The organism is Ruegeria faecimaris (genome assembly GCF_900182615.1).
In the GTDB taxonomy this organism is placed as follows: domain Bacteria; phylum Pseudomonadota; class Alphaproteobacteria; order Rhodobacterales; family Rhodobacteraceae; genus Ruegeria; species Ruegeria faecimaris.
The window spans coordinates 129,048-149,054 of record NZ_FXTE01000005.1 but is presented as its reverse complement, the minus strand read 5'-3'; the positions used below and the strand labels follow the sequence as shown (position 1 = coordinate 149,054).

Annotated in this window: 22 protein-coding genes; 14 read left to right on the top strand and 8 right to left on the bottom strand. The window is 55.8% G+C overall.

The window, feature by feature from the left end; genetic code table 11:
- Positions 1-59: 59 nt before the first annotated feature.
- Genes FN806_RS11430 through FN806_RS11415 form a run of 4 tightly spaced genes read left to right on the top strand, consistent with a single transcriptional unit; the run spans position 60 to position 4,190 of the window.
- Complete coding sequence (locus FN806_RS11430; RefSeq protein WP_142637173.1) at positions 60-1,187, top strand: ABC transporter ATP-binding protein; 1,128 nt, start codon at positions 60-62, stop codon at positions 1,185-1,187.
- Entirely contained in the window at positions 1,187-2,077 is an 891-nt protein-coding gene (locus tag FN806_RS11425) for an ABC transporter permease subunit (protein WP_142637171.1), read from the top strand. Before FN806_RS11430 ends, FN806_RS11425 begins: the two co-directional genes overlap by 1 nt.
- Positions 2,074-2,892, top strand: coding sequence for an ABC transporter permease (locus FN806_RS11420; RefSeq protein WP_142637169.1), 819 nt, complete (start codon positions 2,074-2,076; stop codon positions 2,890-2,892). The genes FN806_RS11425 and FN806_RS11420 overlap by 4 nt, the downstream gene beginning before the upstream one ends.
- Entirely contained in the window at positions 2,889-4,190 is a 1,302-nt protein-coding gene (locus FN806_RS11415) for an NAD(P)/FAD-dependent oxidoreductase (protein ID WP_142637167.1), read from the top strand. The genes FN806_RS11420 and FN806_RS11415 overlap by 4 nt, the downstream gene beginning before the upstream one ends.
- 3 nt (positions 4,191-4,193) lie before the next feature.
- On the opposite strand, the gene FN806_RS11410 is transcribed toward FN806_RS11415, so the two are convergent.
- From FN806_RS11410 to FN806_RS11400, 3 genes are read right to left on the bottom strand one after another with little or no spacing between them, the layout of a single operon-like run.
- The gene (locus FN806_RS11410) at positions 4,194-5,063 is read right to left on the bottom strand and encodes a phosphotransferase family protein (RefSeq protein WP_416383923.1); all 870 of its coding nucleotides are present in this window, start codon (positions 5,061-5,063) and stop codon (positions 4,194-4,196) included.
- 54 nt (positions 5,064-5,117) lie between these two features.
- The gene (locus tag FN806_RS11405) at positions 5,118-5,783 is read right to left on the bottom strand and encodes a flagellar hook capping FlgD N-terminal domain-containing protein (protein ID WP_142637165.1); all 666 of its coding nucleotides are present in this window, start codon (positions 5,781-5,783) and stop codon (positions 5,118-5,120) included.
- 2 nt (positions 5,784-5,785) lie between these two features.
- The gene (locus FN806_RS11400) at positions 5,786-6,997 is read right to left on the bottom strand and encodes a flagellar hook-length control protein FliK (RefSeq protein ID WP_185956688.1); all 1,212 of its coding nucleotides are present in this window, start codon (positions 6,995-6,997) and stop codon (positions 5,786-5,788) included.
- Positions 6,998-7,109: 112 nt separating this feature from the next.
- Between FN806_RS11400 and FN806_RS11395 the strand changes: the two genes are divergently transcribed.
- The 6 genes from FN806_RS11395 to FN806_RS11370 all read left to right on the top strand — a co-directional run bounded on the left by FN806_RS11395 (position 7,110) and on the right by FN806_RS11370 (position 10,832).
- Positions 7,110-7,382: a rod-binding protein gene (locus FN806_RS11395; RefSeq protein WP_142637161.1), complete on the top strand. Its 273-nt coding sequence runs from the start codon at positions 7,110-7,112 to the stop codon at positions 7,380-7,382.
- Positions 7,375-7,734: a flagellar export chaperone FlgN gene (locus FN806_RS11390; RefSeq protein WP_142637159.1), complete on the top strand. Its 360-nt coding sequence runs from the start codon at positions 7,375-7,377 to the stop codon at positions 7,732-7,734. The genes FN806_RS11395 and FN806_RS11390 overlap by 8 nt, the downstream gene beginning before the upstream one ends.
- Positions 7,735-7,943: 209 nt before the next feature.
- On the top strand, positions 7,944-9,191 hold the full coding sequence (locus FN806_RS11385; protein WP_142637157.1) for a flagellin: 1,248 nt from the start codon (positions 7,944-7,946) through the stop codon (positions 9,189-9,191).
- A 77-nt stretch (positions 9,192-9,268) separates the two neighbouring features.
- Complete coding sequence (gene flaF / locus FN806_RS11380) at positions 9,269-9,643, top strand: flagellar biosynthesis regulator FlaF (protein ID WP_142637155.1); 375 nt, start codon at positions 9,269-9,271, stop codon at positions 9,641-9,643.
- Positions 9,643-10,044: a flagellar biosynthesis repressor FlbT gene (gene flbT / locus FN806_RS11375; RefSeq protein ID WP_142637153.1), complete on the top strand. Its 402-nt coding sequence runs from the start codon at positions 9,643-9,645 to the stop codon at positions 10,042-10,044. Before flaF ends, flbT begins: the two co-directional genes overlap by 1 nt.
- Entirely contained in the window at positions 10,041-10,832 is a 792-nt protein-coding gene (locus FN806_RS11370; RefSeq protein ID WP_142637151.1) for a DUF1217 domain-containing protein, read from the top strand. The genes flbT and FN806_RS11370 overlap by 4 nt, the downstream gene beginning before the upstream one ends.
- Before the next feature lie 49 nt (positions 10,833-10,881).
- On the opposite strand, the gene FN806_RS11365 is transcribed toward FN806_RS11370, so the two are convergent.
- The 3 genes from FN806_RS11365 to FN806_RS11355 form a co-directional block, all read right to left on the bottom strand.
- Positions 10,882-12,453, bottom strand: a complete 1,572-nt coding sequence (locus FN806_RS11365; protein WP_142637149.1) for a DUF427 domain-containing protein — start codon at positions 12,451-12,453, stop codon at positions 10,882-10,884.
- Between the two features lie 82 nt (positions 12,454-12,535).
- Positions 12,536-13,237, bottom strand: a complete 702-nt coding sequence (locus tag FN806_RS11360) for a winged helix-turn-helix domain-containing protein (protein ID WP_142637147.1) — start codon at positions 13,235-13,237, stop codon at positions 12,536-12,538.
- Positions 13,209-13,496 (bottom strand): hypothetical protein, encoded by a 288-nt coding sequence (locus FN806_RS11355; RefSeq protein ID WP_142637145.1) that lies wholly within the window; start codon positions 13,494-13,496, stop codon positions 13,209-13,211. Before FN806_RS11355 ends, FN806_RS11360 begins: the two co-directional genes overlap by 29 nt.
- A 175-nt stretch (positions 13,497-13,671) precedes the next feature.
- Between FN806_RS11355 and FN806_RS11350 the strand changes: the two genes are divergently transcribed.
- The 4 genes from FN806_RS11350 to FN806_RS11335 all read left to right on the top strand — a co-directional run bounded on the left by FN806_RS11350 (position 13,672) and on the right by FN806_RS11335 (position 17,625).
- Positions 13,672-14,160, top strand: coding sequence for a hypothetical protein (locus FN806_RS11350; protein ID WP_142637143.1), 489 nt, complete (start codon positions 13,672-13,674; stop codon positions 14,158-14,160).
- 109 nt (positions 14,161-14,269) lie between these two features.
- Positions 14,270-14,887: a ribonuclease HII gene (locus tag FN806_RS11345; RefSeq protein ID WP_142637141.1), complete on the top strand. Its 618-nt coding sequence runs from the start codon at positions 14,270-14,272 to the stop codon at positions 14,885-14,887.
- Between the two features lie 106 nt (positions 14,888-14,993).
- On the top strand, positions 14,994-16,097 hold the full coding sequence (locus FN806_RS11340; RefSeq protein ID WP_142637139.1) for a site-specific DNA-methyltransferase: 1,104 nt from the start codon (positions 14,994-14,996) through the stop codon (positions 16,095-16,097).
- A gap of 145 nt (positions 16,098-16,242) precedes the next feature.
- Positions 16,243-17,625, top strand: coding sequence for an adenylate/guanylate cyclase domain-containing protein (locus FN806_RS11335; protein WP_142637137.1), 1,383 nt, complete (start codon positions 16,243-16,245; stop codon positions 17,623-17,625).
- An 84-nt stretch (positions 17,626-17,709) separates the two neighbouring features.
- Here the strand turns inward: FN806_RS11335 and FN806_RS11330 are convergent, their stop codons facing one another.
- Positions 17,710-18,846, bottom strand: a complete 1,137-nt coding sequence (locus FN806_RS11330; RefSeq protein ID WP_142637135.1) for an alkane 1-monooxygenase — start codon at positions 18,844-18,846, stop codon at positions 17,710-17,712.
- A gap of 58 nt (positions 18,847-18,904) precedes the next feature.
- Positions 18,905-19,960: an A/G-specific adenine glycosylase gene (gene mutY / locus FN806_RS11325; protein ID WP_142637132.1), complete on the bottom strand. Its 1,056-nt coding sequence runs from the start codon at positions 19,958-19,960 to the stop codon at positions 18,905-18,907.
- Positions 19,961-20,007: the final 47 nt, after the last annotated feature.

Sequence of the window (20,007 nt, the reverse complement as noted above, 5' to 3'; positions counted from 1 at the left end):
TTCAGCAGGGCGGACCAACCGCCCTGCCATTCTTTTCAGATTGCCGAACGGGGGCCGTTTTGAACTCTACTGTTTTTGTGCCGTGGGAAGACCCACAGGCGAAACCTCTGATCCAGTTCCAGAATGTCACCAAACGGTTTGGTGAGTTCACGGCCATCGACAATCTGTCCTTGGATATATTTGAGAAAGAATTCTTTGCTCTGCTAGGGCCCTCGGGCTGCGGCAAGACCACGATGATGCGAATGTTGGCCGGGTTTGAAAAACCGACCGAAGGGCATATTCTGCTGGGCGGGCAGGATATAGATCCCATTCCGCCGAACAAACGGGCTGTGAACATGATGTTCCAATCCTACGCGCTGTTTCCGCATCTATCTATCTGGGAAAACATCGCCTTTGGTCTGCGTCGGGACAATATGCCAAAGCATGATCTTATGGATCGTGTCGAAGAGATGTTGCGCCTGACCCGGCTTGAACAATTCGCCCGTCGCAAACCGCACCAGATCTCGGGTGGTCAGCGTCAGCGCGTGGCGCTTGCGCGATCCCTGGCAAAAGCGCCGAAGCTGCTGTTGCTAGACGAACCTTTGGGGGCGCTGGATAAGAAACTGCGACAGGATACCCAATTCGAGCTGATGGATATTCAGGAAAAGACCGGCACCACCTTTGTGATCGTGACCCATGATCAGGAAGAGGCGATGACCGTGGCCAGCCGGGTTGCGGTAATGGATCAGGGTAATCTGATACAAGTGGCGACACCCGACCGGATTTATGAGAATCCCAGTTCGGTCTATGTGGCCGATTTCATTGGCGACGTGAACATCATCCAGGGCAGGGCCACGGCAAGCGCCGATGAGACCTATCAGATTGACTGGGCTGAAGGTCAGGCACCTTTGACTGCGTCCTCGACCACAGAGTTTTCGAACGGTCAGCTCTGTCATCTGGCGATCCGCCCCGAGAAGGTGACGATCTCGGTTGATCGTCCAGCGGATGCAATCAACGCAGTGCAGGGCAAGGTGCTTGACATTGCCTATCTGGGCAATCTGTCCACTTATCACGTCGAACTGAATAACGGCACGATTATCAAGGCGCAGACGGCAAATACCCGTCGCATTTCGCGTCGTTCCTTTACATGGGAAGACCCGGTCTGGCTGTCCTGGACAGCCACCGCCGCGGTTCTGTTGGCGGATTGATGCGCCGCGCCCTTCTGATCGCCGTCCCGTATGTCTGGCTTTTGGCGCTGTTTCTGGTGCCATTTTTCATCGTTCTGAAAATCTCGCTTTCGGACACGGAGCTGGCCATCCCGCCTTACACGCCGACACTGGATCTATCTCAGGGCTGGGCCGGGCTCAGGGATTTCTTCAGCCAGCTGGATTTTGAGAATTTCGTCTGGCTAACCGAAGATGACCTGTATTGGAAAGCTTACCTGTCCAGTGTCAAAATCGCGTTGATTTCAACCATACTGACTTTGCTGGTGGGGTATCCTATCGCGTATGGCATGGCCCGCGCACCGGCTGAGTGGCGCCCGACGTTGATGATGTTGGTAATTCTGCCGTTCTGGACGTCGTTCCTGATCCGGGTCTATGCTTGGATGGGTATTCTCAGCAACGAAGGTTACCTGAACCAACTGCTGCTGTGGACGGGCATCATCTCGACCCCGCTGACCATTCTGAACACCAACACAGCTGTCTATATCGGTATCGTCTATACCTATCTGCCCTTCATGATTCTGCCGATCTATTCCGCGCTTGAACGAATGGACGAGTCGCTGATCGAGGCCGCAGAGGATTTGGGCTGTTCGCGTATTCAGGCCTTCTGGCTGATAACGATCCCCTTGTCACGCCCGGGTATCATCGCGGGTTGTTTCCTGGTGATGATTCCGGTGATCGGCGAATTTGTGATCCCATCATTGCTCGGAGGATCCGGGACATTGATGATCGGCAAAGTGTTGTGGGAGGAGTTCTTCTCGAACCGCGACTGGCCGGTGGCCGGTGCCGTGGCAGTTGTGCTGTTGCTGATCCTTGTGATTCCCATCGTGCTGTTCCAGCGCAACCAGCAGAAACAGACGGAGGCTGAGCAATGAACAGGTTAAGCTGGTTCAACGTCGTCTCGTTGACGCTTGGTTTCGCGTTTCTCTATATCCCGATGCTCATTTTGATCATCTTCTCTTTTAACGAAAGCAAACTGGTCACGGTTTGGGCTGGATTTTCGACCAAATGGTATGGTGAGTTGGTCCAGAACGAAGCGTTTCTTGATGCTGCCTGGGTCACCTTGCGGGTTGCAGTATTCTCGTCGACCCTGGCTACCATTCTGGGTACGGCGGCGGCTTATGTGCTGGTACGCGGTGGGCGGTTCTTTGGCCGGACTCTGTTTTCGGGCATGATCTATGCGCCTCTTGTGATGCCCGAAGTGATCACTGGCCTGTCGCTTTTGCTGCTGTTCATCGGAATTGGACTGGACCGGGGTATTTTGACCATCGTGCTGGCACATACGACCTTTTCAATGTGCTTCGTGTCGGTTGTTGTATCCTCACGTCTGGTCACGTTTGATCAGTCTCTGGAAGAGGCAGCGTTGGATCTTGGGTGCTCACCCGCACAAGCCTTCCGTCTTGTCACCCTGCCGATCATCGCCCCGGCGGTGATTTCAGGCTGGTTATTGGCTTTTACGCTGTCGCTGGATGATCTGGTGATCGCATCATTCACATCGGGCCCGTCAGCCACGACTCTGCCGATCAAGATTTTCTCAGCTGTGCGGCTGGGCGTCAGCCCTGAAATCAATGCGCTATCCACGATCATGATTGCGGTCGTGACGGTCGGTGTCATAGCAGCATCTTTGGTCACCAAGCGCGCGATGGTCCGGCAAAAACAGGATGAGATGGCGGCAGTGCGTGCGGAATGAAACGTCTGTTCCCTGAGTATACCTATGGATCTGGACCGCGATCAGGGTGCTGGTGGGATGAAACTATCGCAGCACCAGACTGGCCGGTGTTGCAGGATGATCTGAGCGTGGATGTCGCCATCATCGGCGGCGGGTTCACAGGTGTTACAGCCGCGCTTTTCCTGGGGCAGGCAGGCCTATCCGTCGCAGTTCTCGAGGCGGAGACGCCGGGGTGGGGTGCCTCGGGTCGCAATGGTGGGTTTTGCTGCCGAGGTGGGTCAAAGCTGAGCGATCGTGGCATGGCTCGGCGATATGGGGTCGAGGGGGCCGAAAGCTTTGCCCGGGCCAAAGTGGATGCGGTCAATCTTGTCGCCGACCTGCTTGAGGCGCATCAGATCGAAGCGGACGTTCATTCCAAGGGCGAGACCGCCCTGGCCCACACCGCCCGCGCCATGGAGAAATTGCGACGCTCGGCGGATGACGGGGGCTGCTTGCATGAGGTGGCCGACCTGCCCAGGCTCGGGTTGGGAGGGGATTTCTTCGGGGGCTATAGCGTGCCGGTCGGATTTGGTCTGAACCCCCGGAAATACCTGTTCGGCATTGCAAATGCGGCCGCTTCCGTTGGGGTCCGATTTTTTCAGAAAACCATGGCCAGAGACATCACCAAAACCAGCGCGAGCTTTGATGTTCGAACCGCGTCAGGACGGATCAAAGCGTCGAATGTACTGATATGCACCAACGGATATTCCAGTGAAAACATGCCTGAATGGCTGTCTGGGCGCTATATGCCAGCGCAATCAACCGTTCTGGTGACCCGCCCATTGACCGAGGCTGAGGTGTCGGCGCAGGGCTGGACCTCGGATCAGATGTCTTACGATACACGAAATCTTCTGCACTATTTTCGTCTTATGCCGGATCGACGGTTTCTGTTTGGGATGCGCGGTGGCCTGCGCTCATCACCTAAGGCCGAGGCTGCGATCCGGCAAAAGGTGCAGCGTGATTTCAAGGTCATGTTTCCGGCATGGGCCGATGTGGACGTGACCAATATGTGGTCAGGGATGGTGTGCCTTACCCAGGATCTGACGCCGTTCGCAGGGCCCGTTCCGGGTCAGAATGGGATGTTTGCCGGGCTGGCCTATCATGGAAACGGTGTCGCGATGGGTACCTATTGTGGGCGGGCGCTTAGTCGCATGGTGCTTGGACAGGATGCGGAATTGCCTGAGCCAATGGCCCGACCCCCGCGGCGTTTTCCACTTGGGTCCTGGCGGCGGGCGCTGATGCCGCCAGCCTATGCGTTAATGGCACTGGCCGACCTCTGACATTCACAAAGCGGCCAGTTCCAGCTCGAGCCCTTGTTCATAATCTGGTGCCCCATGTTCTGCGCGCCATAGGCAGTAGGCCGCCATCCTCCACCCGTACCAGCGGCGTAAAGACCGGTAGCGGTTTACGGTTTCCTGCCGGTCATACGCCGAAAGAAAGGACTTTTGCTCTTCAACGGTCAAAACCGCACCTCTGTAAAGATATTGCATGGCGGGTGACAGGAACAGCGCAAGGTCCTCGCAAGGATCACCAACGGCTGGGCATTGCCAGTCAATCAGCGTCAGACCAGAGGATGCGACGAGGATGTTTCCCGCCACCGGGTCGCCGTGAATCAGGCAAGTATGATCCGACCGCAAAATATGATGCTGTGGTTGCATCTTTTCCAGCTGAGCCCGTCGATCCGATGTGCACATCGCCAGAATGCTTTGACCATGTTCGGCCAGATCTGCGCTACCGTTTTTACCGGTGGGTGCGTTCTCTATGTTTGGGTTGAGCGAATGCAGGCGGTGCAGCAACCGGGCCACTGGGGCCGGGTCAGACCGCCAGGGGGTGCCCTGTGCGTGGTCGTAGAACACCCAATATCCGTTGTCATGTTGTCCCGTTGCCCGCAATCGCGGCACAACCCCAGAAGAAGCCAGTGCCCGCAGACAGGCGGCTTCCAATGCGGGATCGTTGCGAAACAATGGGTTTTCCAGGTCCGAGCGGTACAGTTTCAATACTTGATCACTGTCGTCGCCCAGCACCTTCCACACCTGGTTTGTCCTGCCACCATACAGAGTTTCGAACTGTGCCCCAGCGCTGGCAAATCCGAGCCTGACAAGTTGAGCAACAAGGTCGCGCGGTGGGGACGGTATTTGAGGCAGGGAGATCACCAATCAGTCAACGAGTCGGGCATTGCCTTGGTTTCGCCTGTCGTTAACCGTAGATCAAGCTCCTGTTCGCACCGCAGTGACTATTCCTGCTGGCACCACCTCTCCGCCAGCGAGCGTCAGCAACACTGCATCAGTGCCGACCTGCGCCTCCAGAACCTGATTATACGCTGAGGCGATGCGTTCAGACAGCAGTTCATCGCCGTCATAACTTTCCATTGTTGCGGTATAATTTCCTGCCGGTAACGGGGCGCCATCGTCATCGGTTCCGGCCCAGACAAACTCGGTTTCCGTCGTTGAAACAGCGATGCGTTCAACGACCTCGTCCGAGTCGTTGCGGATCACCATAAAGGCGCTGTCCGCCCCGGGGTCGGCCTGCGCATACAGCGTTTCTGGTGAACCGTCGAAATGAAAGGCCGAGGCGGTTCGCACATCCATCCCGACCCAGCTGGCAAGCTCTTCAAGGTTTACACTGCCAAGCGAATAGGCAAGCTCTGAGAGCAGATCGTTGGTCTGAACTTGCTGCTCGACCATCGAGAACTGCGCCAGCTGCGAGGCGTATTCCGATGAATCCAGCGGCTCCAGCGGGTCTTGGTTGCGGGCCTGGGCGGTCAGCATCAGAAGGAAGGTTTCAAAATCCGAGGCCAGGCCGGATGTTCCAGATTTCGCCGAAGACTGTGCCTGTGCGGCGGTAGAGCTTGTATTCTGTGCGGGTGTGATCATGCTCAAAGCCTCATATCAACGCGGCCACTATGGCCGATCCGGGTTAAGACCGGCTCGCTGGCCTGATCCATTTCGGTCTGGGTTGTATTCAGACCGGAATCTGCGTGTCTATCCGCGCTTTCGGACTGGCCGTCTGACGAACCACCCAGATTGAAAGACAGATCGCCAAGCCCGAGGTTTTTGAACTCAGCCTCAAGAACCGAAAGATGTCGCCTCATCATTTCCAGAGTTTCCGGCCGCTCGGCTGCGATCGTCATCTGCAACCCGTCTTCCCGGCCATTCATGACGATTGAGATCTTGCCCAGCTCTTCCGGATTCAAGGTCAGTTCAATCGTGCCGGATTGTGGTCTTGCATGTATCGCAGCGGCCATTTGCCCCGCGATTGCCCGCGCCGTTTCTGCCCGTGCTGAGGTTAAAAAGTGCTGATGGCTTGCTGACGTATCTCGTGCCGTTGAAAATGGCTGGCTTTCGCGCGCGGGCAGAATCCCCTCGGCATCCGGGTCTGATACCAAATCAACGTCCTGCACCTTGGCAGACGCCATCAGTTGTATTTGAACAAATGTCGGAACGGATTGCGTTGTCGGCGGTGAACCGGTGGCTTTGGGAGCCCGAGCCGCATCGGGTGTATCTCGCGAAACCAGCTTTGGTTCTGGCACTTCGGGTTTTTCGGACGCAGAATCCGAGGGTATCGACGCCTTGGTCCGATAGCCCTTTGCAATAGCGGTTTGCGTCAGATTGTGTTCCGGGTTTTGCTGAGCGGTTTTCGCCTGCAACAAAGCCGGAACCTCAGATCGGGCGCGTTGCGCCGCGTTTCCAAGCGCATCACCCCGAGGATCGGGGGTCGCATTGTTTGGCGCTGCGAGTATTACGGCCTTGTCAGGTTCGGGCAGCGATGCCGGCGTTTCCTCAGGTGCCATCTCTTCGTCCTGCGCCGGCGCGCGGGTGGGCGGGTCAGTTACAGGTTTTCCCGACAGGCTGGTCGCAAGATCAACAGAGTCTTCTTCGACCACATCCTCTTCAACCTGCACCTCGGCATTAATGGTCAGTTCGGGCACGTCCTCATTCAAGCTGTCACCTTCGGAACGCTGCAATTCCTGCTCCATTACCTCAGCAAAGGTGTCAGCCCCTTCCGAGATTGGGTGTCCCTTGGCGGCAGTTTCAGATTTTGCGGCGCTGGCGGTCGAGGATGTGGACAATATAAGAGGGTTGGGCATTTTGCTCCGGCTCCGGTTTGCGTAATCAGGAATTTGCCCGCAGGAAGTTACGTTTATTTTAACCGCTTTCATATTTGATCCAGAAAGTTCGATGCAATTTTCGGAGAAAGCGATGAAGCTATCTGGTATTCCAGCGGCGCCGCAGCCCTTGTCTGTTGAGCAAAAGCTGAAAGATGCTGCGGTAGAGCTTGAGGCGGCGTTCCTGTCTGAAATGCTTAAGTCCGCAGGTCTGGGCGAATCCCGAGATTCGTTCGGCGGCGGTGCGGGTGAAGACCAGTTTTCATCGTTTCTTGTTCAGCAGCAGGCACTGCAGCTTGCCAGGTCCGGCGGTGTTGGCCTGTCCGAAATCCTGTTTCAGTCCATGATGGAGAATACCAATGCCTAACAAGTCTGAACATGACCTGATCAAATCTCTTGAAGAAGTTCTGGACCTTGAACGCAACGCCTTGGTGACCGGGGATCTGGATCGGTTGAATCACATGGTCCCGGAAAAGGAAAAGCTGATCGGTGCGATCAATGATCTTGAGGTGATTGATAGTGATGAACTGATCGGGGTTCAAAAGAAAGTCGACCGGAATCAGGCTCTGCTGAACAGTGCGGCCGAAGGGATTCGGGCGGTTGCCGGGCGCATGGATGAACTGCGCCGAGTGCGTCAGGAATTCAGTACTTATGGAGCGGATGGGCAACGCAGCGATTTTACCGTTCGCAGTCACGCAAAGCTGGAAAAGCGGGCCTAGCGCGAGGATTGAATCAAATCCGAGCTTTCTGATTTTCGAGTCTTAGCACTCCGTTAGGAGATCGGCGTCAAAGGTGATCCTGCATCTGGAAACTCAGATGGCGCGAAAAGCCCGACGGCGGGTCGCAGTGATCAGAAAGACGTCAAAGCCCGTACATGTTGCGGGGTAAGCAAGGGCGCAAAAGGCCCGAACGGAAAAGGAAGAAAGCTATGTCCAGCATTCTGACAAACAACGGCGCAATGGTTGCGCTGCAAACCCTGAAATCGGTCAACAGGAACCTGGCGCAGACCCAGAACGCGATTTCGACCGGTAAAGACGTCGCCACAGCCAAGGACAATTCAGCCGTCTGGGCGATTTCCAAAGTCATGGAGTCGGACGTTAAGGGGTTCAACGCCATCAAAGACAGTTTGGCACTGGGTGAATCGACCGTTGCGGTGGCCCGGAACGCGTCCGAGACAGTCACTGACCTGCTGTCCCAGATGAAAGAGAAGATCGTTGCGGCACAGGAAGACAACGTTGACCGCGGCAAAATCAATGACGACGTGACTGCTCTTAAAGATCAGATCGCATCGGTGGTTGGAGCGGCGCAGTTTAACGGGCTTAACCTGGTTGACGGTTCGGCGGGTACAGCCTCGATCCTGTCGTCTCTGGATCGTGACTCCAGTGGCAACGTAACCGCATCTTCGATTTCGGTGGCCTCGCAGAACCTGTCCACAGGTGGGTATGCCAGCAAAGGTGTTCTGGCCGGCTCGGACAACGTCACAACCGACAATGACGCCGCGGGCTTCACGATGGACAAAGCTGGTGGAACCGGCGATATCGTGGTGGACAGTTCAACGGACAACTTTGCTGCTGGTGACAAGATCTCGATCACTATTGGTGACAAGGTTGCGTCCTACACGGTACAAGCTGCTGATCTGGACCCATCTGGAACATATGACGCCGCTTATACGGATGCCATTGTTGCCGTTGGCCTGAAAAATCAGATCGATTCCCTGGGGATCACGGGTGTCGCAATCGACTATGACTCGGCCAACCCGGGCACTTTGACATTTGTAACCGGTGCTGCGACGGCTGGTGCCGACGCTGATCGGGACGTTACTGTCTCGGCGCAGTTCTCCAATGCCAATGCAGGTGGCCTGGGGGCGTTGGCTTCGATTGATGTTTCGACAGATGCTGGTGCTCAGGCGGCGCTGGGTACTATCGAAACCTTGATCGACACGTCCATTGATGCATCTGCGGCGTTTGGTTCGTCTCAGGGCCGGATCGAAACGCAGAAAGAATTCATCTCGAATCTTTCTGACTCGTTCAAGTCCGGTATCGGAGCGCTGGTTGACGCCGACATGGAAGAAACCTCGGCTCGTCTGCAGGCCCTGCAGGTACAGCAGCAACTGGCAACACAGTCGTTGTCGATTGCCAACCAGGCGCCGCAGTCGATCCTGTCGCTGTTCCGCTAAGTTCAGGACCTTGGCCGGGGCGTGGAAACGCGCCCCGGCTTTGACCGCCGTAAGACGGCCTTTTGGAAGGATTTCAAGTGACACCGCAAACTCTTGCACAACGCGCCTATGCGCAGACCGCTGATCCGACGCGCACACCGCGTGATACGGAATATGAGGCGATTTCCAAGATCACGCATCGGTTGAAGGCTGCGGCCGCGCGGCACAAAACCGACTTTGGAGCGTTTGTTCAGGCTTTGCATGAAAACCGGAGGCTTTGGTCTGTGTTGGCAAACGGGGTCGCCGATTCCAATAACGCCTTGCCGAATGACCTTCGCGCCCGGATTTTCTATCTTGCTGAGTTTACCGAACAGCACAGCAGCCAGATACTCAGCAATAAGGCTTCGGTAGAGCCCCTTCTGGAAATAAACATGGCCGTTCTTAAAGGCCTTCGGCAAATGGGTGCGAATTGATGGCGGGTTTGGTATTGAAGCTAGCACCAAAAGAACGCGTGCTGATTAATGGTGTAGTTGTGGAAAACGGCGATCGTAGAAGTCGGTTTTCAATCATGACACCACAGGCAAATGTCCTGCGTTTGCGCGATGCGATACATCCTGACGAGGTGAACACACCCGTTCGCAGAGTGTGCTATGCGACGCAACTGGTTCTGTCTGGGGACATGGAAGCTGAAAGCGCCCGCCAACAACTGCTGCGCCGGGTGGAAGAGTTGAGCCAAGTGTTTACGGATGCGGACAGCCGCAGAGTTTTGGCCGAGGCAACCGACGCCTTGTTGGCCGAGCAGTATTACAAATGCCTTAAATCCCTGCGTGCTCTGCTACCGCGAGAAGAGCGCCTGATGGCCTACCAGCAATGACCTTTCAGCCGGTCATACCCTCAGGTGGCATTGTTGGCTGGCGGTTCCTTCAACGCACCTACGAAGGCCAGTTGAACAGCTTTTCCTCTTCGACGGTCAATGAGCGTGAGGCGACGTATTTCCGGGAAAACATCGGCAAGGTTCAGACGGCTGAAGATCTGGTTTCTGACCGCCGGCTGCTACAGGTTGCCTTGGGGGCATTTGGTCTGGAGGGCGACATCGACAACCGCTATTTCATCCAGAAAATCCTGTCAGATGGAACGAGCGCAGATGATGCATTGTCCAATCGCCTATCTGATAAAAGATACCGTGAATTCTCTGAGGCATTTGGACTGGGCCCTGGCGAAATTCGAAGAACCATTCTTTCGACATTTATGGAGGATATTGCCCGGGACAACGTGACCTCGCGCTTTGAGGTCGCCGTGGGTGAACAGGACGAGACAATGCGCATATCCCTCTATGCAAAACATGCGCTGGCTGAGTTGGCATCGCAAGACAGCAGTGGTGACACGAAATGGTTCGACATGATGGGCCTTCCGCCGTTGCGAAAGATGATGGAGACGGCGCTTGGGTTGCCCTCAAGCTTTGGTCAGTTGGACATCGACAAGCAGCTTGAGGTGTTCAAGGACAGGTTGTCGAACCTGAATGGATCTGACGATTTAGCGCAGTTCGCGGATGAAGAGGCGATCGGGGATTTGACCGACAGATACCTTGCGCGCAGTCAGATCGCGCAGCTTCAAAGCACAATTTCCCCGGCCCAAACCGCGTTGCTTCTGCTGGGCGGATAGTGCTGTCCCTATCGCAAGATGCGTGAGTATCAAACGCAACTTCGCGCGACTAGCCGTTCAGAATCGCGTCCGCCGAGGTTTTGAGCGCGTATGAGCACACGGGTTGTGACACGTTGTGCAGCTTGACCTCTCCAAGTGGCAAAGCGTCTGTACAGGCCGGCACGATGTCTTTGGTAACAACGATCCTGTGATTCACGATCTTGCTGTATTCCCCAAGCCGTGCGGCGACGTTTGCCGCTTGTCCGATGACGGTGAAGTCTAACCGTTCGCGCGACCCGATATTGCCGTAAGTTACGCGCCCATAAGCGACACCAATCGAACAGTCGCAATGCATGTCCGACCCGGACTTGCGCAGCTCTCCAAGCCTTTCAACGATTCCAACTGCTGATCGCTGCGCGTTTTCGCGGGCTAAGGTAGAATCTTCGCCTGCCGGGAATACAGCAAGAACAGCGTCCCCGATGAATTTCAGAACTTCACCACCGTTTTCGTCGACGATGCCCGAGACCGTTTCAAAGAAGTCATTCAGCAGGTTGATATAGGCGGCGCGGCCCAGCTTTTCTTCTAACAGGGTAGAATTGCGCAGGTCGCAGAACATGATGGCTGCATCAATCTCATCCCCGTCGCCACGACGGATTTCTCCGCCCAGGACACGCGCGCCGGTCCGCTTTCCGACATAGGTTTCCAGCAATACCTGGGCGTTTTCGCGCTGCATGAAGACTTCGTAGAACCGGGCAATCACCGAGGAGCATTCGAACACCAGCCCCAGATTGGCCGTTGTGAACCCGTCGGGGTGATCGCAGGTCAGCGTCAAGACATTGGTGCGCCCGTCGGAAAATGGCAGGGGCATCGCGACATAGTCAGTCGCCCCTTTGGCGCGCAGGTCTTCCATGATTGGAAAGCTGTGCTGAGGGTTCTCGTCATTCAGCCTTTGGCGCACGCCGCCCATACCGTTGGACACGTGGCGCAGAGGGCTGTTGATATAGGCGGGGTGGTCGTGGATTTCATAGGTGGGCACATTGGTCGAAATCTCGGCCTCATCCTTTTCCCAAATATAGTGTTTGCCCGCGATCAGCGGATGTAGGGACCAGGCAAGGATACTGAGGCGCTGAATGGCAATTCCATGTTCCAGCATCTTCTCGGCCAGCGCTTTGGTGAATGCTTCGGGCGTGCTGAGATCACTGGCCCCCCGCATCAGCCAATCAATCAGCGGCCCGCTGATATTGCCGTCTTCCGGGTTGCGCAGGTTGTTTTCACCCAGCTCAATCCGCGTATATGCGGTGGGCATAAAGCCGATATGGCCCTGGATCGCGGCGCTTTCGGGCAGGGCGTTCTCGTAAGCCCAGACGGAGTTGGCCAATCGTTGATCCGCCAGAACGACATCGTGGTAAGTGGCGGTGCCTTTGAACGGGCAGAATGTCTGAAGTTCGGTCTCATCGCTGAGATCGACATGTACATCCTGACGGGGGATGTAGATCATCGGCGGCAACCGAGTTTCGTACATTACCTTGGCATCAAAGCTTTCAGCCAGAAGGATCTCATCCCGGTAGATTGCGATACGGCCGACAAGTGGTTCGACCGAGATCCCATAGCCTTTGATATTTGGAGTCACGTGAACGTTCATAATCATCCTCCCCGGCACGGGTCTTTATAGGATGGGCGTTTGATCCGTGTTTTCCAAGGGGCAGAGCAGGATTTTCCCAATATCAAATCATCTGAATGACGTCTTTTTCGATCGACAACATATAGCCTTTTTTAGCAATGTTCTTGACCAGCAACTCGCTGACCATCTGATTGCCCAAAGCATCGCGCAGGCGCTTGATCCGCGTCGCGCCAGCAGCCTCGTCACAATCAGCTGTGCTTTTGCCGGAAATCATCGCCTCGATCTGAATGCCGGATAGAACCTCGTCATCCAACCTGGATTCGGCAAGAACTGACAGGGTTTCCATCGCCGACGCTGTCAGTTTGAAATCCATGTTATTGAGATAGACGGTATTCTCTTCCCGGCTGATCAAAAGTGAAGTGACCTGAATCCCAGTGCGCTCAATCTGTGCCATGCGTCGGTTCAACAGCACCAGCATGACCAGAAACACCAGCGCAGCAATCAGCATTGCAGTGGCGAAAACCAGCAAAACAAAGATAACCATGCGGTAACTGGACAATGTATCGGCAAAGGCAGTGCCGGACTGGGCCAGAATCTCGAGTAGGCGAATCTCGGTCTGCGAGGTCAGATCACTCTCGACGAACAGACGTTCGACGCGGGCATTGAACGCGTTTGCATCTGGCAATGTCCAGAACAGAAAGGCGGCAGAGGCCACAAGTATGACAACGATTACCGTGATGCCCGCGCCAACCAACCTGACGCCCGAGCGCCGTGCCTCAGTAACGGAGATAGAATTTTCCGGCATTGGCCTTCCTTTTATCCAACCCTTCCGGTCCAAAAACGGACATGACGTTCAGCAGGGTCCAGCCCGAGCCGCGCAGCCGTTGCGCGACCTCTTTTTTGGCTTTTCCTTTGCCGCAGGACGAAACCTGCATGACGCCATAATGCAGGCGCAACGGATTGTCCTGCTTGGCCTTGTAATCGGCATAGCAGTCCGCTGCTGACGCCATGGAACCAAGCGATATCAGGGCCCCGATGGCCAGAGAAGAGAGGATCTGTTTCATAGGCCGCATCCTGCGCATGGCTTTGGTTGATATTCAATAACGCAAAGGGGTTTCGCGGTCTGATATCAGATAACAAAACGGCGTTATTGCTTGTCTGAAGGGGACATCCCCAATGTCGGGTCATCGAATTTACGGACTGTCATCACGTCCACCGAGTACCCGAAAGGACAGCACCATGCATAAGAAATTCATCGCTCTGATCATTGCCTCTGCAGTCGCAATTACCGGCGTTTCTGCATCCCAGGCCCGTGCCGCTGATGCAGAAGATATTCTTGGCGGGCTGGCGGCGATTGCCTTGATTGGCGCTGCCATCCATCATTTTGACAAGCAAGGCGACAGCAAAAAGGTTACCCGCAACTACAACCACGTGTATCAGGCCCCCAAACAGCACATCCAGAGGACCCCCAGGCATCGGCCGAACCATATCCGTCCCTTGCCCGAGCGCGTTGCGCGCTATAGTCTGCCGCAAAGGTGCCTGGAAACCTTCAAGGGCTATGGCAAAAAGCGCCCGCTTCTGGGGACGCGCTGCCTGGATAAGCACTACAAATACGCCAATAGCCTGCCCAAAAAGTGCAAGGTCGGTTTCTGGAATGGCAATAAGGTCAAGCGGGCCTATGAACCCGCCTGCCTGCGCCAACAGGGATACCGCGTCGTTTACAAGTAACATGGTTCGAGCAGGAGTGGTGCCTTAGAAGCATCACGTCGGAGAGGGCAGCGATTGCTGTCCTCTCTTTTTTCTTGCGCAATGGGGGAAAACAGGATTTTCCCAAAACATGACCACACCGGATTATGAGATTGAAAAAGCCGCGCTTGCGCAGGGATATCTGCGGATTGCCGGCGTCGATGAGGTTGGGCGGGGGCCGCTGGCCGGTCCTGTTGTGGCTGCTGCAGTGATCCTGAATCCTGCGGACATGCCCGTAGGATTGAATGATTCAAAGAAATTGTCGGCCAAGCGCCGGGCCGCATTGGATACTGCCCTGCGTGGCTGCGCCGAATTCGCGGTGGCCGAGGCTTCGGTGGCCGAGATTGATGAGCACAACATCTTGCGTGCCTCGCATCTGGCGATGGAGCGCGCGGTGGCGGCGCTGGATCCCCCCCCGGATTATCTGTTGATCGACGGAAATATGATTCCGCGCGGACTGGCCATTCCGGCACAGGCAGTGGTCAAAGGCGATGCCCATTCCGTGTCGATCGCCGCAGCCTCGATCCTTGCCAAAAACTGGCGCGATCAACTGATGGTGGATTTGGCGCAACAGCATCCGGGGTACGGCTGGGAGACAAATGCTGGTTATCCGTCAAAACAACACAAGGATGCGCTGCGAAATCTTGGTGTGACCCCTCACCATAGAGTTTCGTTCAAGCCCGTCCACAATATGTTGTATCAAGAGTAAATCGTAAGCTGCTGATTCAAAAAAGAAATTGACGGCGAATCGTCTTTGACTCATCCTTGTCTCAACCAAATGAGCGCATAAGCGCCGTGGAACTTGAGGCAGCGATATGACAACGACTACCAAAAAGGGCGCGACAGCGCTCCCTGTAAACACGATTCTATCCGGGGACTGCATCGAAGTGATGAACAGTCTGCCCGAGGCTTCGGTTGACCTGATTTTTGCCGATCCCCCATATAATCTGCAGTTGAAAGGGCAACTGCACCGCCCCGATAACAGCCAAGTGGATGCAGTCGATGATCACTGGGACCAGTTTTCCAGCTTTGGCGTCTACGACCAGTTCACGCGGGAATGGCTGAAGGCGGCCCATCGCCTGCTGAAGCCCAATGGCGCGATCTGGGTGATTGGATCGTATCACAACATTTTCCGTGTTGGGTCTGCGTTGCAGGATGCTGGGTATTGGATCCTCAACGATGTAGTTTGGCGTAAATCGAACCCGATGCCGAATTTCCGTGGCAAGCGGTTCACAAATGCGCATGAGACAATGATCTGGGCCTCCAAGCGTGAAGGGGCGAAATACACCTTCAACTATGAGGCACTGAAAGCGTTGAACGAAGGCGTCCAGATGCGCAGCGACTGGGTGCTGCCGATCTGCACTGGCCATGAACGGCTCAAGGATGAAAACGGCGACAAGGCGCATCCGACGCAGAAACCGGAATCATTGCTGCACCGCGTGCTGGTTGGATCAACCAATCCGGGTGACGTTATTCTGGACCCGTTCTTTGGCACCGGGACTACAGGGGCCGTGGCCAAGATGCTGGGTCGCGAATTCATCGGGATTGAGCGCGAAGAAAGTTATCGCAAAGTGGCCGAAAAGCGTATCGCGAAAGTGCGTAAATTCGACCGCGAGGCGCTGGAGGTCAGCGCCAGCAAACGCGCCGAGCCACGCGTGCCCTTTGGCCAGTTGGTCGAACGCGGCATGCTACGCCCGGGCGAGGAACTCTATTCCATGAACCAGCGTCACAAGGCCAAGGTCCGCGCCGATGGGACACTGGTGGGGCAAAATATCAAGGGTTCGATCCATCAGGTTGGCGCCCATCTCGAGAATGCGCCCTCCTGCAACGGCTGGACCTACTGGTGCTTCAAGCGCGACGGCAAAACCGTGCCGATCGACGTCTTGCGTCAGCAGATCCGGTCCGAGATGCACAACTGATAGACCAATACCGCCGGTGCCTGTGGCCTGACACAAGGCACTAAGCCTTGCCCCGCCGATCAACGGCGGGGTCTTTTGTTTCTTTCCCTGATGAGTTCCGATATGAGCCTATTGAAGCAATCGGCGCAGTGTAGGAGCTTTCGCAATGTCGGACACAGCAGCCAGCGAACCTCGGGCTAGGCGGTTCTTTTTCACCCGTCCGAACGAAGTAGAAATCGAGAATAAATACACCGAAGCTGCGCTGGAACGGCACAAGCGCGAGGGGCTGGAGCTTGCTGTCCGGGCCCGCTGGATCGCAATGGGTCTGACTGGCCTTTTGCTGATATACCTGAACCCGCATTGGGAGGTCCTTTGGTATCATTTCATCCTTTTGCTGATTTGCGCAAATGGTTGGATGATCCGACGGGCAGGCCGTGTAGGGCAATCTCGGACAGAGTTGCTACTAATCTTTGTTGACCTTTTGATTATGACTTTGGGAATGATCATTCCCAACCCGTTCAGCGATGATGTGCGCCCATTGGCAATGCAATTCCGGTTTGACAACTTTCAGTATTTCTTCGTCATTCTTGCAGCAGGAACCATGGCCTATTCCTGGCGCACGGTGATTGCCATAGGCACATGGACTGCAATAATCTGGACTACCGGATGGGTGATCGCCTGGTGGGTTGCGTTTCCGATTCCCGGCATAAGTGAGAAAGTGGCCGAGGCCTTGCAGGGGTATCCGGATGTAGCCGAGATGTTGGATCCAAACAGCTTTGAGGTTCACGACCGAATACAGCAAGTGATTGTGTTCCTGATGGTGGCGGTGACGCTGGGCGTGTCGATGCGGCGGCTCAATCATCTGCTGATGACCAATGCTGGGTTGGAACGGGAACGAGCGAACCTGTCGCGATATTTCTCACCAAATGTGGTGGAGGAACTGAGCCAAAATGATGATCCGCTCAAACAGGTGCGAAAAGAGAATGTCGCAGTGCTCTTCATCGATATTGTCGGGTTCACCAAATTCGCGGCTGGTCGTGATCCTTATGACGTGATCGAGGTGTTGCGTGGTTTTCATGCCCGGATGGAGGCCGAAGTGTTCCGCCATCACGGGACGCTGGACAAGTATCTGGGCGATGGTTTGATGGCGACTTTCGGAACTCCGGTGACGACGCCGTTGGATGCGACCAACGCAGTGTCTTGCGCGCGCGGTATGGTCACTGTGATGGACCGGTGGAACATAGAACGTAGACGTGCCGGAGAGCCCGAGATTCATGTTGGCATCGGTGTCCATTATGGCTCGGTTGTTCTGGGGGATATTGGTGCCAACCGTCTGGAATTTGCTGTGATCGGTGATGCGGTAAATGTCGCTGCGAAACTTGAGGCAATGACCCGCGAGCTGCAGGTCCGGATCGTGCTGAGTGATGCGGTGCGCCTGCAGCTTGAGCAGGAAGGGAGCAGTGCCTCCGAACTGACAGCCGAATTTACCGAAAACAAGGGCCACCCTGTGCGCGGTGTTGAATACCCGATGGATATCTGGGTGATGTAGCTCAAGGCTCTCTCGTCGATGGATCACGCATCAAAGACGCAGGGCCAGTCGTTGGGCCGGGCAGCGCGCCGAGGCGCGCTGCGGTCAGGACCCTGGCATCGGGTTTTGTGACTTGTTGTAGGGTTGCCAGTCTGTGACTTCGGGGTAGTACCTGCGCCGCCAATCCCGCACACGGGGGTTCATGACACGCCGCCAGAGCGGTGGGATCATCGCGGCGATCGTCATCACTGGGTATCCGTAGGGCAGTTGCGGTGCGGTGTTCTGATCGTGATGTTGAAGCAGTGGAAATCGACGGTTGGGTTTGTAGTGATGGTCCGAGTGGCGCTGTAGATTGATCAGCAGCCAGTTCGACGCTTTTTGCGACGCGTTCCACGAATGACAGGGCAGGACGTGTTCGTATTTCCCCTGGCCCAGATATTTTCGGGTCAGCCCGTAATGTTCGACATAGTTCACCAGTTCAAGCTGCCAGATGGCGACGCCGGCTTGAATCAGGAACAGGACAAGGCCGGACCATCCTCCAATCAAACCTGCCAGGGTCAGCATACCACACTGTAATATCCAATACCGCCAGAACGGGTTTGCGCGGTCCGTCCAGGGTTGGTTCTTGCGCGCCAGTTTCTCGCGCTCGGCATGAAAGGCGGAGGCTAGGCATTGCCACAGAACACGCGGATAGAAGCGATGAAAGCCTTCGTTGTATCGTGCTGTTACCGGATCGCGCGGGGTTCCGACATAGCGGTGGTGAACCAGCAAATGTTCGGACCGGAAGTGCGAGTACAAGACCATGGCCAGCAGGATGTCGCCAAGCCCGCGCTCCAGTCGGCCCTTCTGGTGCATCAGTTCGTGGCTGTAGTTGATCCCAATCGTCCCCGAGACCACACCCATGCCAAAGAACAGGCCGATCTTTTCTGGTGAAGACAGGTGAGAGCTGTGCGTCACATACCAAAGCAGCCCGTAAAGGGTCAGGAACTGTACCGGAATCCAGGCTTTGGTCAGCAGGATATACCAGCGCAACATGCTGTCCGGCGTATCTGGGTCCGCATTTTCGAGGTCGAGCCCGGTGAGCTGATCCAGCGCGGCAAATATCCACCATGTTGAAAGCGGCACCAGCAAGACCCACCAGCCACCCACAAAGGCCGTGGCCCAAATCAATGGAATCAGCAAAAACGAGACCCAGAATGGAAGGGTGGATTGCCAGCGAGTCAATGTTTCAGATGCGATCATCAAAGGCTCCGGTCGACGCGGGACAGACTATCCGTAGGTCGTGTTTCAGCATAATGTGTTACTGGTTGCGCCAGAGGTCAAATGCCTTGCGCATGACCGTCGGCAGATCGCTGGGCCGAAAGGCATGTTTATCAAGCAAGATCATGTCCTCCGGTGCCGCACCGGGCGGTAAAGAGGTTGCCCAAACCTGCAGGATCAGGTGGAAATGCGTGAACGTGTGGCGCACTTCGCCCGGTAGAACGCGCCAGTCCGATGCAAACGGCGCGGTGTCAGACGGCGCATCGGACCATTCGGATCCCGGCCATCCCAGCATACCGCCCAAAAGCCCTTTGTCTGGGCGGCGTTCAAGCAACATCGCCCCGTCCGCTGTCTGGGTGATGTAGACATGGCCATAACGTGTGGGTTTTGGCTTTTTCGGTGTTTTGCGGGGCAGATCGGCCTGGGTACCCGCAGCTTGGGAGCGGCAACGCGTGCGCATTGGACATATCCCGCATGCCGGGGATCTTGGGGTGCAGACAGTCGCACCCAGATCCATCACGGCCTGTGCATAGTCGCCCGGACGCACCGCTGGGGTCAATGCAGCTGCCCGTTGCTTGAGTTGTGGTTTTGACCCCGGCAGCGGATCGTGAATGTCGTATAGGCGGGCCACGACACGTTCGACATTGCCGTCCAACACGGTTTCCGGACGATCAAAGGCAATGGCTGCAATCGCGGCGGCTGTATACGGGCCTATGCCCGGCAGGTTCAGCAGCTCATCGTGTGAGTCGGGAAAACAGCCATCATGGCTTTCAACCACAACGCGCGCGCATTTCAGCAGATTGCGGGCGCGGGCATAATATCCCAGACCGGCCCATTCCCCCATGACCTGCTCGTCAGGCGCTGCGGCCAGTGATTCAACTGTCGGCCACCGAGATGTGAACCGCAGGAAATAGTCGCGCACCGCTGCCACAGTTGTCTGCTGTAGCATGACTTCGGACAGCCAAACCCGATAGGGGTCAGGACGCATTCCGGAAGACCTATCGGCAGGACCGATGCGCCAAGGCATTTCACGGGCATTGCGGTCGTACCAGGCCAGCAATTCATCGTTGAAGTCAATTTCGTGGGTGTCACGCAAGTTTTACATATCTCCTTGTCGGGTTTCGCTGGCGCCCGGTGTTCTGC

What these genes read in the sequence shown, in the direction of transcription:
- FN806_RS11425 (WP_142637171.1), top strand. Translation starts at nt 1,187, where the DNA reads ATGCGCCGCGCCCTTCTGATCGCCGTCCCGTATGTCTGGCTTTTGGCG.
- FN806_RS11420 (WP_142637169.1), top strand. Translation starts at nt 2,074, where the DNA reads ATGAACAGGTTAAGCTGGTTCAACGTCGTCTCGTTGACGCTTGGTTTC.
- FN806_RS11415 (WP_142637167.1), top strand. Translation starts at nt 2,889, where the DNA reads ATGAAACGTCTGTTCCCTGAGTATACCTATGGATCTGGACCGCGATCA.
- FN806_RS11405 (WP_142637165.1), bottom strand. Translation starts at nt 5,783, where the DNA reads ATGATCACACCCGCACAGAATACAAGCTCTACCGCCGCACAGGCACAG.
- FN806_RS11400 (WP_185956688.1), bottom strand. Translation starts at nt 6,997, where the DNA reads ATGCCCAACCCTCTTATATTGTCCACATCCTCGACCGCCAGCGCCGCA.
- FN806_RS11395 (WP_142637161.1), top strand. Translation starts at nt 7,110, where the DNA reads ATGAAGCTATCTGGTATTCCAGCGGCGCCGCAGCCCTTGTCTGTTGAG.
- FN806_RS11390 (WP_142637159.1), top strand. Translation starts at nt 7,375, where the DNA reads ATGCCTAACAAGTCTGAACATGACCTGATCAAATCTCTTGAAGAAGTT.
- FN806_RS11385 (WP_142637157.1), top strand. Translation starts at nt 7,944, where the DNA reads ATGTCCAGCATTCTGACAAACAACGGCGCAATGGTTGCGCTGCAAACC.
- flbT (WP_142637153.1), top strand. Translation starts at nt 9,643, where the DNA reads ATGGCGGGTTTGGTATTGAAGCTAGCACCAAAAGAACGCGTGCTGATT.
- FN806_RS11370 (WP_142637151.1), top strand. Translation starts at nt 10,041, where the DNA reads ATGACCTTTCAGCCGGTCATACCCTCAGGTGGCATTGTTGGCTGGCGG.
- FN806_RS11365 (WP_142637149.1), bottom strand. Translation starts at nt 12,453, where the DNA reads ATGAACGTTCACGTGACTCCAAATATCAAAGGCTATGGGATCTCGGTC.
- FN806_RS11360 (WP_142637147.1), bottom strand. Translation starts at nt 13,237, where the DNA reads ATGCCGGAAAATTCTATCTCCGTTACTGAGGCACGGCGCTCGGGCGTC.
- FN806_RS11355 (WP_142637145.1), bottom strand. Translation starts at nt 13,496, where the DNA reads ATGAAACAGATCCTCTCTTCTCTGGCCATCGGGGCCCTGATATCGCTT.
- FN806_RS11350 (WP_142637143.1), top strand. Translation starts at nt 13,672, where the DNA reads ATGCATAAGAAATTCATCGCTCTGATCATTGCCTCTGCAGTCGCAATT.
- FN806_RS11345 (WP_142637141.1), top strand. Translation starts at nt 14,270, where the DNA reads ATGACCACACCGGATTATGAGATTGAAAAAGCCGCGCTTGCGCAGGGA.
- FN806_RS11340 (WP_142637139.1), top strand. Translation starts at nt 14,994, where the DNA reads ATGACAACGACTACCAAAAAGGGCGCGACAGCGCTCCCTGTAAACACG.
- FN806_RS11335 (WP_142637137.1), top strand. Translation starts at nt 16,243, where the DNA reads ATGTCGGACACAGCAGCCAGCGAACCTCGGGCTAGGCGGTTCTTTTTC.
- FN806_RS11330 (WP_142637135.1), bottom strand. Translation starts at nt 18,846, where the DNA reads ATGATCGCATCTGAAACATTGACTCGCTGGCAATCCACCCTTCCATTC.